Annotated in this window: 12 protein-coding genes; 1 reads left to right on the forward strand and 11 read right to left on the reverse strand. The window is 54.2% G+C overall.

The annotated features are described in order from the left end of the window. Window positions 1-29: 29 nt before the first annotated feature. From CRO05_RS09920 to CRO05_RS09975, 11 genes are all read right to left on the reverse strand, one after another. Window positions 30-641, reverse strand: coding sequence for a hypothetical protein (locus CRO05_RS09920; RefSeq protein ID WP_097067053.1), 612 nt, complete (start codon window positions 639-641; stop codon window positions 30-32). 40 nt (window positions 642-681) lie between these two features. Continuing rightward, a complete protein-coding gene (locus tag CRO05_RS09925; protein ID WP_097067054.1) occupies window positions 682-1,116 on the reverse strand; it encodes a hypothetical protein in 435 nt (144 codons plus the stop codon). 51 nt (window positions 1,117-1,167) lie between these two features. Continuing rightward, window positions 1,168-1,734: an NADPH-dependent FMN reductase gene (locus CRO05_RS09930; protein ID WP_097067055.1), complete on the reverse strand. Its 567-nt coding sequence runs from the start codon at window positions 1,732-1,734 to the stop codon at window positions 1,168-1,170. Between the two features lie 147 nt (window positions 1,735-1,881). Continuing rightward, entirely contained in the window at window positions 1,882-2,988 is a 1,107-nt protein-coding gene (locus CRO05_RS09935; RefSeq protein WP_097067056.1) for an NAD(P)-dependent alcohol dehydrogenase, read from the reverse strand. Between the two features lie 220 nt (window positions 2,989-3,208). Further along, the gene (locus CRO05_RS09940; RefSeq protein ID WP_097067057.1) at window positions 3,209-4,753 is read right to left on the reverse strand and encodes an FAD-binding oxidoreductase; all 1,545 of its coding nucleotides are present in this window, start codon (window positions 4,751-4,753) and stop codon (window positions 3,209-3,211) included. A gap of 18 nt (window positions 4,754-4,771) precedes the next feature. Continuing rightward, on the reverse strand, window positions 4,772-5,764 hold the full coding sequence (locus CRO05_RS09945; protein WP_097067058.1) for a hypothetical protein: 993 nt from the start codon (window positions 5,762-5,764) through the stop codon (window positions 4,772-4,774). A 42-nt stretch (window positions 5,765-5,806) separates the two neighbouring features. After that, entirely contained in the window at window positions 5,807-6,133 is a 327-nt protein-coding gene (locus CRO05_RS09950; protein WP_200814358.1) for a cytochrome c, read from the reverse strand. Between the two features lie 525 nt (window positions 6,134-6,658). Then, complete coding sequence (locus tag CRO05_RS09960) at window positions 6,659-6,985, reverse strand: BON domain-containing protein (RefSeq protein WP_090877926.1); 327 nt, start codon at window positions 6,983-6,985, stop codon at window positions 6,659-6,661. 215 nt (window positions 6,986-7,200) lie between these two features. Further along, complete coding sequence (locus CRO05_RS09965; protein WP_159462722.1) at window positions 7,201-10,548, reverse strand: autotransporter domain-containing protein; 3,348 nt, start codon at window positions 10,546-10,548, stop codon at window positions 7,201-7,203. A 371-nt stretch (window positions 10,549-10,919) separates the two neighbouring features. Beyond that, on the reverse strand, window positions 10,920-11,525 hold the full coding sequence (locus tag CRO05_RS15865) for a DVUA0089 family protein (RefSeq protein WP_235001381.1): 606 nt from the start codon (window positions 11,523-11,525) through the stop codon (window positions 10,920-10,922). Between the two features lie 968 nt (window positions 11,526-12,493). Then, window positions 12,494-12,751 (reverse strand): hypothetical protein, encoded by a 258-nt coding sequence (locus tag CRO05_RS09975; RefSeq protein WP_097067062.1) that lies wholly within the window; start codon window positions 12,749-12,751, stop codon window positions 12,494-12,496. 364 nt (window positions 12,752-13,115) lie between these two features. On the opposite strand from CRO05_RS09975, the gene CRO05_RS09980 reads away from it, so the two are divergent. Beyond that, entirely contained in the window at window positions 13,116-13,652 is a 537-nt protein-coding gene (locus tag CRO05_RS09980) for a DUF4142 domain-containing protein (protein WP_097067063.1), read from the forward strand. The last annotated feature ends 58 nt before the right edge of the window (window positions 13,653-13,710 follow it).

A 13,710-nucleotide genomic window follows, 5' to 3' on the forward strand; every position in this document is an offset into this window, starting at 1 on the left:
TTTTTGAAGGCCTATGCGTCGCTTCAACTTTAGATATGCGCAACACTTACCACGCGCGGATCGTCGGCAAACTCCAGCAGTAGCCGCCGCACGCGATCCTGCCATGCATCGGCAAACGCACTGCGCTGCGTATCGTCCGCGCGATCCTGCAGGATAGCCATCAAACGTAGTCCCTGTGCAGGATCCCCCGGCACGGAGGAAACGTCTAGTTTCACTGCCACGCTCGCGCCGCTATCAAGGCGCTTGAAAGTGATAGCTTCTCCTTCGCGGCGCTCCGCAAAGCTGAGCAACCCCTTGCGCCGGAAACGCCCCTGGATGCCATGAAAGCCGTTTTCAGCGGCGGCGCCCGTCAGCAGCGTCAGCACCTGGGCCATAACTCCGGTAGTACCGTCATCTTCGGGCGCAGGCATATGCACGGCGACGGCGCCGCGCTCAGCGGGTTCATCTGGATAAAGCGCTGCCAGCGCGGCACGTCCCACCAGAAAGGCGCCTGCGACAGTGGGACAGGAATGCCCCGCAAGCCGCACCGCATCAAGGTAGTGGTATTCTAAAATGCCTCCGTGCGCTGCGCCTAGCATAGCCGCAAACGGGTCATGGGTACGTACCACCGGAGCCTGTTCATAAAAATCGGGAAAATTCACACGCACCTCCTTTAAAAGTTGGATCAAGCTGGACCGGCCGTCACGTATTGGCGTCGGCGGCATCGGTGTGGGTATGAGTATCGGTATTCGCAACACAGGGGTGCGACTGCAGCTGCGGAAAAAATGCGCGTTCCTCGTACCGTACGTGCGCGCGGAGAAGATCGGCGAATCTGCGCAGGCGCTCTGCTGGTTCAAGCTGGCAGGGGCCTGCCCCCAGCATCCGCAACTCGGCGTGCTCGGTGAGAATACGTTCCACCGATACCGGATCGAGAGTGTCCTTCGCGACCTGTATCAGCCGTTCCTCCTGTTCGAAGTGCACGGCCAACAGCATATGCCAATGCCTCTCAATCTGCTCAACCGCAGCTGACAAGACGGCTGCATCATTACTACTGGTGGCGCGCCGTGCATCCCGCGCCATTACCAGCGAGGTGTGATGTTCTCGCGACAATGAGAGCAGCGCACCTATTCGGGGCATTTCACCTCGTGATGATAAAAATTGACCATCGGAGTGTCAGGCCGGGGTTGCTCATTGCCTCATCGTTTTCAACGCCTCCGCCCACTTGTATAGCTCGTTCAGCAACGATATGCCTGAATTTTCGTGATGATCGTCCGGCATGAAGTTTTGGCTATCATCGAAGAGGCCAGAAACATTCTGCACCGAGACAGCTTCCATCATTGGCATCATTTTCAGCGTGGTCAACGTGAGTTTTTGTACGAAGGCTGAACGCATGCCGCCCGAGACTCCGCCATAACTCACGATCCCTGCGGGCTTGTAGTTCCATTCCTTGTAAACATAATTGAGCGCATTCAAAAGGGAAGGCGGAGGCCCGAAATTGTATTCAGGCGTCACGAACACGTAGGCGTCCGCCGCGTTCACGCTGGCGGCCCACTTCTTCGTATGTGCGTGCTGGTAGTTCTGCCGGATGGGATGCTCCGGTTCATCGTATACCGGAAGATGGAAGTCAGCGAGGTCGACCAGCACCGCGTCAAACTTTTCATGCTGCACTGCGAGCTCATGAAACCACTTGGCCACAGGAGGCCCCACGCGGCCCGGCCGCGTACTGCAGATGATAATATGAAGTTTAAGAGTCATATTTTTCCTTTATTTGAGTACTCTGCTTTGAAATATTCCAGTTCATATCAACAGCGCACCGACGATTTCCGACTCATGCCGGCCTGTAATTTACACGGTGGCGCCGAGGAAAAATTTATATTCAAATCGAATAAAACTGCAAAGACCTCAGGATGCGAGCCGAATGATCGGTTTAATGATGAGGCCCTTCTCACTGTCTTCAGCCGCCTGATTGATCTGTTCCAGGCTGTAGAATTTCACCAGCTTGTCGAACGGAAAACGCCCCTGTCTATAAAGCTCGATGAGGGCAGGGATGAAGATATCCGGCATGCTGTCGCCTTCGATAATCCCGATAATGCGCTTGCCCGTCGTCATCACCCCATTCACATCGAAACTTGCCTCGGTGCCGAGGGCGGGCGCGCCGACAATGCCGCAGGTTCCGCGGATTGCCAGCGCATCAATGGCCTGCCGTAGCACCGCTGGCCGTCCGCTGGATTCAAGCGTGAAATTGGCCCCGCCGCCGGTAATCTGGCGGACCGCTTCGACAGGATTAGCCTCTTTGCTGTTCACAGTATGGGTCGCCCCAAGTTCTTTAGCCAGCTCGAGCCGGGACGGCACCACGTCCGCGGCAATAATAATGGCGGCCCCCGCCACGCGCGCCGCCATGACGGCGCTCAGTCCCACCGCGCCTCCGCCAAATGCAGCAAAGCTGCTGCCGGGCCTGACCTTCAGCGCATTCATCACGGCTCCCGCGCCGGTTTGAATGCCGCAGCCGAGTGGGCCCAGCAGTTCCAGCGGCACATCCTTGGACACCTTGATCACGTTGCGCTCGTGAGCAAGCGCATAGGTGCCGAATGAGGATTGCCCGAAGAAATGGTCGTGAATTGGTCCATTCGTGTCGCGGGTGGCCGTACTGCCGTCTTCACGGGCGCCGCCAAAATTAAGCGGATAGAAATTTTCGCAATAGGTCAGATCGCCGCGCAGGCAGGGTTTGCAGTGGCCGCACCACATATAGGTCAGCACGACGTGGTCGCCTACCGCCACTTTCTTCACGCTGTCGCCAATTTGCTCCACCACGCCAGAACCTTCATGCCCGAGTACAACAGGCAAAGGCACGTCGTAGAGTTGGTCGCGCGCGACCATGTCGGTGTGACACATGCCAGTCGCAACTACCCGCACCAGCACCTCATCGGGAAGCGGTTCATTCAGATTGAGTATTTCAATCTGGAATGGGCCGCCCTTCTGTCGAATTGTCGCCGCTTTGATTTCTCTCATCATCAGGTTCCAATATTTATTGGACTACTCATCGAAAAATGGTCTTCGTCGAGAATGGGGCTCGTTGTGGCAGGTATTGGGTGTTATCAGGAGCCGCGGCGCAGCATTCAGCGGACAATCCGCTGCCGATAGCGGAACCAGGTACTATATCCGCATCACTGAAGCACGACGGATGCCCTTATTCGCAAATCCCGCCGTCGACCTCCTTCAAGCCCTTCTGTTACCGGATGCCAGATTTTCCCGGTGCAAGGATTCCATTGGGATCCAGGGCGTCTTTGAGAGTCTTGTTGACTTTGCGCTGCACCGGGCCGTACGTATCGGCCACTTTGTCCATAAAGGCGGTGTTCACGCGATAGATTCCGTATCCCTGAGCTGAAAATGTGGTTACCAGTTCATCGAAGCACCTGTATGCCGCCTTCATCTGCTCCGGGTCTGTCTTATCGTACAACACATCGACGACATGATGCATATCGCGCATACCGACAATAAATTCGCCAGAATAATCCAGTCCATGCTTGCCCAGGATCTGCTTGGTCAAGGCCATTTGTTTGAGCGTTTCGCTCCCGCGCGCCTGAGAGACCGGTGCAAACCACATCGAGCCGCCACCACCGCGCCAGTTGTACAAGGAAAATTCCTTGAGCGTCATATCTCCACGCATGAGGGCGGCGCGATAGGCAAAAGCGGGATCGCCGGCTGACTCCTTCTCGGTCAGAATCTTCCCCTTGCCGGACTTGCCAAACGCCTGCGTCACGATGTTCCAGTTCACATCGACCTGTTCCTGCGTGCCGTAGAGGGCCGCGTATACGTTCCAGATTCCCAGGTTATGATCTTTTGTGATTTTACGCACGGCCGCATCGGGGATCGAGCCAGGCCCGGTTACATAGTCGCTGCGCCGGGCCTTGGTCGGCGCTTCGTACAAGGCATGAGCGATAACGACGGCGTTGGGGATAACACCGTTGATGCGCAACGGCCGGATCGTTTCCACGATCTCCACAATGTCTCCCTCATCCTGGTATTGTATGACAAACGGCTTGAACACCGGCGGCGCGGGCATGAGCCAGAAACCGAATTTAGTAACAATGCCATAATTGGATTGGGTAAAAATTCCATCCAGATAGGGGCCGTATCCCCATTTGAAAACCTGCCACGTGTTGGAATTCGGCATCGAGCCCATCGCGGTACGCAGCACTTCGCCGTTCGCGAGCACGACCTCCATGCCGCAGGCGAACAGGAAATGCTCCCCATAAGGTGTATAGCCAACCCCGCGATCCAGCGTATTGCCGACCGGTCCGGCAATCGCTGACGGGGCTGGCATCGACAGCCACAAGCCCAGCTTATGTTCGGCGATGTAGTCGTAGAGCTGTTTGTAAGTAACACCTGGCTCGACGAGCGCATACGCGAGGTCCTTATCAACTTCCAGAATGCGATTCATGCGCTTTAGATCGAGCACGATCTGGCCGCGCTCAGCCGGTGCAGCGGAGCCGTAGCCCAGGTTTTTTCCCGTTGAGATGGGCCAGATCGGTACTTTATACTGGTTGCAGATACCCACAATCTTCTGGATCTGTTCCACTGTTGTGGCCATCAGTGCCGCAGAGGGAGTATGGTCAGAGTCCGGCACTGGCATCATTGTCTTGATATAAGGTGCAAGCTGTTCCGCACTCGTTAGCACGGCTGCCTCGCCGAGAGCAGCGCGAAACGCTTTTATCGCGGCGTCAAAAGTTGGTTCGGATACGCCCTTGGGCAGTGCAATATATTTACTGGCCATCGTTTGTTCTCCTGGGCACTACGCTAAATCAATTACGAATGAGGTGAGCCGCTCCGCCGGGACGACCGGCTCCCTCCGTCTTCCGATAGCCGGCCGATGCACGAAAGCGCGGGCGGAGCAGGGTTCCCCAAGCGCACCCGCGCCAAGCGCCGCAGCCATGACAGCGTATCCTACCGATTCCACCCAGCCCGCGGATTGCGGTGACCCATCTCCCCTCCGTGCGGATGCGGTTGCTTTACGCGCAGGTATCTCCTGTGAAACAGGCACCCATGCTCCTGCCGGGTTCCAGCCAAGCGATTTACACCCGTCCGAGGGTGAAAGGCCGGAACAGTGGAGATGGATTGCATCCAATCCGTCGAGCCGATAGGTCAGGAAGTCCGGCGGAAACTTGCTTGCCGTTGTGCTGCCAGCCTGTGCCTGCTCGGCGGCATGCTCTCCGGAAAAAAAATTTTCCACGATGGAAAAATCGCTCTGATTGGTGATGAGTTGCAATGCAAGAATACCCGCCGCGCTATGCAGCGGCGACGCCGCTGCCCATACGTGTCGAAGCTCGGGAATATCACCAGAAATATCCTGCGTCCGGTCGCTACCCGAAGAAACATGCGAGCCCAGCAAGAGGAGCTTGGCACCGGCATTGCGCGCCAATTCCGTGAAAACCGCAGCGCTGCCATCATCCATAACGGCGATCCACCGTGTGTCGCGGGATTTCTCCAGCAATCGTGCGACTTCCTCATAATCAGTGAGCAGTCCGCCTTTCAGCTTTACCACCTCCGGGGCGCCATGCCCTGCTGCCCCACCCTCCTTGACCGCGTGTTTGACATGGGCGGCATAGGCTGTGCGAATACCGGCGGCAAACGCCGCATCCACGCGCGTGTTCCCAAGCAGCAATCCCAACCTCCCGGCTCCGCCGGCGGTTGCGTTGTTCGCGTATACCCCCGGAGGGATGCCCAGTGCCAGCAGCGTGCCGCTCGTCAGTACGCCTTTCATGAGATTACGTCGGTTAACGTCCATTGATCAGCCTCCCCTCGCGCTTGCCGGTCCCTACCGGCTGATTCAGTTCTTCGAGATATATTCAGCCAGTTTTGCCAGTGACTCATCGTCGATTTCCGACGCGCGAAACGCCGGCATTGCCCGGTTTCCGTTTCGCACCACAGCACGGATATAAGCGGGAGGAAGCTGACGGTTACGAATCGGTGGCCCGACCTGAGTGTCATGGCAGTAGCCGCAAACCTTGGCATAAACCTCGGCGCCATCCTTCCATTCAAACCCACGGGCGTGGGAGTCCTCAGGCGCCGCCCACGCAATGCCAGCCACCATTTCGGCCGCAAGGATCATTGCAAGCGCGAAACCCGATACAGCAACTCGTGATTTTGCTTCCATAATGCTCCTCCGGACAGATACATACTGAAAACAGAGCCATGCGCTCGCACGCCTCATCTCTTGAATAGCATGCGCCGTTACGCACGAGACTCTTGATGAGCTTTGTACTTTATATAGCGGCGCAACTGAAAAAGCAACAAATCGACATCAAAGCGTCCAGCCATGCAGGCTGCTCAGACCGTCATACCATTGGATTTACGCAGCCATCCCGGTGAATGCCTGAAGGACGTCGCACCATTACCGCGGGCCTATGAACCGAAGCCGGATCATATGGATGATAGCTGGCGATTATGACAAGGGTAATGAGATGTCCTCTTCTGTGGCGTCGAACCTCCGAAGAGCATCTGCCTGCTGGCAGGACCAGCATCAGCAGGCAGAATTATGGCGTAGCGCGAACAGTACTCACCAGGATTTGTTCATGGCGAGGCGAAGAACGGATGCAGGTCAGACCAACTGGGAACAGCATCAACGAATGCTTGGCAATTTCCAGGCTGTTGCATGGAGGACTACGCATCCACAACCGTTTTAATCATCTTTTTTGATCTTGATGCGGTTATGGACCTTGGTAACACCTTCGACGGCTTTGGCAATGGACACGGCATTTTCCGCTTCGGCTCGGTTGTCGGCGGTACCGCTCAGGACGACCACGCCATCCTTGTCCGTATCGACCTTCACGTCCATTGCGCTGACGCGCTTGTCCTGAGCGAATTTTGCCTTTATTTTCGTGGTTATTATTGAATCGCTGACAAACTCTCCGACGCTGAAGGGTTCTTCGTCTGCGGAATAGCTTGCGACAGGCGCGAACAACAGGCCACTCACAAGAATAGCTGCTGCGAATTTGGTAATTTTCATGACTTCTCCTTTAAAGGTTCGAAGTCGTATATTCGCTCAACAGCTCTTTCTCGTCTGTTCGCTCCCCCACATACTGAGATGCACGTGCCGCTTTTTATCTTGATAACTGGTTGCCGATTATCCATGATCTGAAACTATTCTGGGTCTTGCGTAGCGTGGGGAGCGGAGAGCGGCTCGCGGAACCAGAACACTCTTGAATTGATATCGTTAATTACTTAGAACTTCCAGCTTAAATTTGCACGTACACCGTTATCGACAATGTTGTGCAGAACCTGGCCATTGTAATAAATGCCGAGCGTGGCAGTCTTGATGATATGCATATCGAGACCCGCGGACATCACTACCGCATCGCCAGCAATTGGCACGCCAGCAGTGGCGAAAGATGAGCCACCGGTGAAGGCGAAAGTCGAGAGCGGAGTCCTGTCGCCGAACGCATGGCGCCAGCCGAGCATACCGCGCAATGTTGTGGTCATCCTGCCGATGCTTGAGAATGTTTTCGCCGCATTAAGGCCCACTGTCGTATAAGCGGTACCCTGATTATCCTTTGGACTGCGCAAGGCCGCAGGTCCTCCGCGTTCCTGGTAGCTGTTTGCGTCAAGATTGACATAAGCAACCCGTGCAAACGGCTCGAGCGATATGGCATCAAAGGGAAGACCGTAACCCACCTCCCCGAATACTTGTGCGGTATGGGCGGTATAATTCGCTTTGGCATGGTCCGAAAAACCGGCAAAGGTAATGTCCCGGTTGGTATCGAGATCGTGCCACGCATACGCTGAGCCAAGGCGCAGACCGAGCGGACCCCACTGCGTGGCTCCATAAAGCGAAACATGGTAATTATCGCTCGAACTCGTCGAAAGCTGGTTAACGTTGTAAAAGCTGTGGCTGTAGCCGGTGGCGATACCAAGGAGGAACTTATCGGCAATCAGCACGTCCCCGCCGAGAAAGACCCCGCCAATATTGCGGCCTATCCGGGTCGCGTTGCCGTCACCGTCGCGGTGTCCGAAAGAGCCAAAAGCGCGGCTCCAGAAAGCGCGTCCCGTGGCGGAACTCTGCTGTAACGTCTGCCCTGGCAGATCCGATGTCGGCGCGCCAGCCGAGCCGAAAGCTTGCCGCATCCTGTCAGAGACGGCCTCCCGGACAAAGCGGCTGTCCTCGATCATTACCCCTTTCACACTTGCATGGCCTTCCCCGGAAAGCTTACTGAAAGCGCGCCGCGCACTCTCCTGGTCGGGCAAGTCCACGATAGCGCTGTAGATCGGATTGCCGGGACCCAGGCTTTCCGCGCCGCTTCCGCCCGCGCACTGGTTACGAGTACCGGCGATATCGCAAAAGCGCAGTACATCAAGATAAACATGGTTCGGATCGTAGGCAAGCCCGAGATTAATGCGGGGCAAACCTTGGGCGAGCGCGTCAAACTGGCCGGTTAGGCCACCATTGGCTGTCAGGATGGTGTAACGGCTGCCGGGTATGTAAGCACCGCTCGCGGCGATAACGGAAACGGTTCCTCCTTGAATATCTGCCGAGCCTGTGGCGATAATCCGATCACTGGCGCCGTTCGGCGCAATTTCCACTTCATAGGTGGAACCGGGAAGCTGAACGTAATTGCCGTTGACCATCAGCGTTCCGATCGAATTTCCCGGCGCTATCGTTCCGGCTACAATTGTCGCTCCCGCTCCGTCATTTGCGCCAATATCACCGCCACCCTGCAAGCGGCCGCCTGCCAGCACATCGAGTGTTCCACCCAGTTCCCCGTGTAGCGCGAGGGTACCGGCATCTACAGATGTATGTCCGCCAAAGCTGCTTGAATCGCCCGTTAATGTGAGAATGCCTGTACCTGTTTTAGTCAACACGCCAGTACCGGAAATCACACCACCATAGCTGATGCTGTCAGAACGATTAAAAACCAGAGTTCCGCTGTTGCTTACATTACCCGGTATACTGCCAAGCACGCCGCCATCCCCAACCTGTAGCACGCCGGCGGCAATCGTCGTGCCTCCAGCATACGAATTGACGCCCGTCAGAATAAGTGCGCCTGACCCGGTCTTATTCAGGCTGCCGCTGCCGCTTATAGGGCCGCCAACCACCAGATCCGCATCAGTCTGGAATGTATCACTGGCTGTATTGAGCGTAACACTGCGGCCAGTCGAAAACGCGGCCGTGTTCGCGAGCGTGCCCCCATTCAAAATGAGGGGACTTGAAGCAGCACCAAGGTTTGCGTCGGAACTTATCGATAGCGTGCCGGCAGTCACGACCGTACCACCTGTATAGGTATTGGCGCCCGTCAATTCCAGCAATGCTGTACTGGTACCGACAACATTGAGTCCCCCCGCTCCCGACAAAACACCATTGATCCGGGCATGACCGCTGCTGGCGCCACCCTCAACCTGGATAGTGCGGAGCCCGCCGCCAAGATCGATTCCATTCTGGAAATCGAGCATTGCATTGTTGGATGTGCCGAGGATAAGGCGATTGCCGTCGGGCACAAAACCACCGCTCGCCCAAGTCAGGGTAGTACCCGCACCGCCGATATCGACGATACGATCGGTATCCGAAGATTGGAAACCACCATCACCGGTCCATTGCACTTGCCCGGCTCCTGTGCCGAGGTTTCGCGTAAAGTCGCCCGAAGCAGCCGTCAGCTCAATTGACCCGCCCGTACCAACCGCGCCATTGAACACCAGGTTGCTGCCGGACGAGAGCGCTCCCGCACTGCCCAGCTGCAGGATGCCCTGGCTTACCGTGGTCGCACCCGTGTAAGTATTGTTTCCCGACAATATCATTCGGCCCATGCCGTTTCTTGTCAGGGAAAGCACATTAGCGCCCGTATCGGCCAGGTCTCCCGCCAGCGTGCCGTTTATTCCATTCAAGTTGAGAGTGGTCGGAGCACTCAGCGTCGGAGCGCCGTACCATGTCGTACCCTCTCCGCCTTGCACGTTCACCGTGGCACCTACCAATGTGTAGTCGTGCGTAAAGTCCGTATTGAAATAAAAGGTTGAGCCTTTGTTCAGTACCAGGTCGGAAGCTGCCGTCGAGGTACCAAGAGCATTGGCATTGTCCACGCGCAGCGTGCCCAGGATAACTCTCGTTACTCCGCTAAAGCTCAGGTTATTATCCGCGCCCAGAACCAGCATACCCAGACCATTTTTGAGTAACCCGTTGCTGGCGGCAAGAGTCGAGTTAATTATTGCCAGCGGTGTATTAACGATAATGGTGGGAGGAATTGCGCCCCCAAGCGCCAGCGTACCGCCATTGATCGTATATTCGCTCGTACTGAAGGTAATATTGTGCGCGGCAATGGTCGCATTCAGTGTTACGATGCCCGGCGTTCCCTTAAAGACTGCGTTGTCGAATGTGGGATTTTTCCATGCCTGGAAGCTTGTGCCATTAAACCAGTTCAAGGAACTCGTATCCCAGGTTCCGCTGCCGCCAGTGCCAGTCCCGGCCTCATTCGCATCCCAGGTGAGATCCTGCTGAGCGTAAACTGGCGGCAATAAAGCCGGGGCCGCAAATAACGTTACGACGAACCTCATGTGAAGAGAAGCCAGTCTCTTTCTTTTCGTCATCTCTCGCATCATAGAAATAACTGTGGATTTGCAGAAAACGGACCAAACTGTTCAAACCTGTCCCTCACCCTGTCATTTTGAAAGCTGAAGCAATGAGCTGCTTCGGGTCTTGCGGATAGCATAGAGCTTGAAATAATAGAACGTCCCCATTTCCGCGCGAATAAAGTGATCACTGTATATTTTTTCCTCTCGGATAAATCGAACGAGGCATATCGAAGAGAACGAATCTAAGTGTGAAAAAGCGCTGCCGCTATCTGTAAGATATAACAGGGCAATGATTAAAGGAGCAGCGTTTGAACTTCTCCCACCATCCACTCATAAACTTCAGGATGCCGTGTGAGCGCATACTGTTGGGCAGGAAACTGCCCAAATCATAAGCCCATTTTCCGACGGCGATTGAGCATGATTCCGGCAAAGCCGATGACAAGCAGCGCCATGGTTGCCGGTTCCGGAACCTCGGCAATGATTTGCGGTTGCGGGGGTAGCGGCATTGCTACGGTTTTTTGAACCTGATAGGAACCTTCGATGCCTTCGTCCAGGTAATACCTCATTTCCCCGAGATAATTATTGGAATAATAGGTAACGCCGAGAAAATAGTTGCCAGGGTCGAGTTCCATCGAAAGCAGGGAATGGCTATACCATACGCCACTGTTATCGTTAAAGTCATCGTTAAATAAAAGTAAGCCGCCTGATTCATTAAAAAGCGACAGCATGGTGTCGAAATCGGAACCTATCGTGTCTGCCTGGAAGAAGCCGCCTGCCCAATCGAAGCCATAGACATCGGCCCCATCGTTCGCGTGAATAGCACCGATTATGGTTGCCGTATCCCAGGAAATATAGTTAGCGGTTTCGGCTGTAGTCCCCGCGTCGTCCACTTCGAGATACAGGCTTGCATATGCAGGATAAGCGCCTGTCAGGATAGCGGCCGACGCGAGCCCTGAGCAAAATTTTCTAAATGCTGAAACTAAATTCATCATATCCCTCTTCAAAATAATAATATGCAGCCTGGATATAAAACAGGTTTGTCTTGCACCCAGGTGTAGCATTTTTTCCTTTTCGCTCCTGTTTTTTACGCTCAGGGAAACCTTCTATTGTTACCGCGTTGATCCCTTTATCAATAACAGCCTAGCGAAGAATGCATCATACGCATCTCAAGACGTAGGCCAATTGGACTAAGGTACACCTAAACGGCTTTTGAACGAGTTCCGTCGATTACGAGATGGAAGCGCGAGGAGGAAGAAATAGAATTTCTGCGTGGAATAAGAAGGGAGCTTCTCTCTGGCGGATCGAAAACCCGGTGAGAGAAGAACAATGAAACCCTGCGGTTAAGAGCTGTTCGCGAAGATGGGAAACCGGGTCCCCACGAACAGCAGGTTGGACCAGGCCCATCATGAGGTACTTGTGTCAAACAGGACGCGTTTCGTTTGCTCGCAGGCTACCTCAGTGAAGGCCTTAGTGAAGTCTTGCCGGGCCCGAATAACGCGCGAGGAGGCCGGCCGCATCCATCCCTGCCCTGCCAGCCATATGTATCCCCGCCTGGATGTCAATACTATCGGAAGACGGGTGCAGGACAAGGAGGTGGAAGTGATAGGCAATCGCCGCTTGGGTAGCCGGATCGGGAAGTCGATGGCGTCTGGTAGTAAGCCACGACAAAACAGCTAGTAATAGCCTGACCGAAGGTCTGTCATATTTTGATCTTGAATTTTGCACTGAATTTTCCATGGGAACAATGCTGGCTTTGTCATATTGAAGTGAAAACTCAAATCCTTTCGATAACATTAACCATAATGAGAATGATTGTCAATACTATTTGCAGTCCCGATTAGAGACCTTGTACAATGGCATTCAATAAAATGCCTGACTAATGGCCCCTGCTACGAAAGGCCGACCCAACCCAGGCTTTCCTCATCGTGGCCGGTTCCCTATCAACGCGCCATCCAGGCTCTTAATATCGGTCGAGCGGAGCCGGCCCTGAATCAGGATGTTCGTTTCTGGTATCGTGGTGCGGTTCGGTTCCGGTAACCGATTTCGCCTCCTCATGCGTTTCCTGTTTTTTATTAGATCGATTTTCTATTTTCTCTTCCGCTCTATTCCCATGAGTCTCCTCGCTCACGAGTACGCTTTCGTCCGATTCGTCGGGTGATTGATCCTGGATGTTATTGTCCTTCAATTCTTCATCGCTGGTTTTCGGCGGATTGTTCATGGATGACTCCTGCAAAAATTGCGTATCGGACTACACCAAATTTATTTTCCTGAATCGGAGCTACTCGTTCAGTGCGATAGCGCACAACACCTTATGGCGCAATTGCTGCCTCCGGAAGAGTAGAGGGAATGAAAACAGGATCACGATTACTTGACGCGATATGGGATTATCCAGTTCAGTTGAATGACAAGCCGCCCTGCCCAATGCTTTCTCCTTGTAATTTTGTTCGTGATTTTTCCTGAAATTTACTTTTGTGTCTGGTAGCGAACAGAAGCTTCATGCTCCACGCCCCCATTATTGCCGAGTCAGCGTTTTATTGACGAGCTGACCATTCTGTAACACATCATATTAAGGAGAAGAATCAATGAAAAATTTACTCATATTAACAATTGCTCTGATGCTACCTGCGTTTACCGCTACCGCCCAAACGGGGGATAAGAAAGGTGATCTCAATGACGCGGAAATTGCTCACATTGTGGTTACCGCCAACAACGTTGATATTGAAGCCGGTGAACTTGCAAAGAAAAAAGCATCCCATGAAGACGTGCATGCATATGCTCATCGGATGGTCGCCGATCACACCGACGTCAACCAGCAAGCGAAGGATCTTGTAAAGAAGCTCAATGTGACACCCAAGGATAACAAGATCAGCCAGAGCCTGAAGGACGATGGCAAGGCGAATCTCGATAAATTGAAAGGCCTGAGCGGCAAGGAATTCGACAAAGCCTATATCGACGGTGAAATAGCCCTTCATAAAAAGGTAATCGATGTGGCCGACAACAAGCTGGTGCCTAATGTCAAGAACGAGGAGCTGAAAGCCTTACTGGTCAAGGTACGCCCAGCGTTCGTTTCGCACCTGGAACACGCACAGAAAATCCAGCCCACAATTGGCGATAAGTAATAAAGCAAATTACGGCAGGATCCTGCTCTGCTGAGGATTTCCGGTCCTGCGCGGCCAA

It is taken from the genome of Nitrosovibrio sp. Nv4 (assembly GCF_900215485.1).
Taxonomy (GTDB): domain Bacteria; phylum Pseudomonadota; class Gammaproteobacteria; order Burkholderiales; family Nitrosomonadaceae; genus Nitrosospira.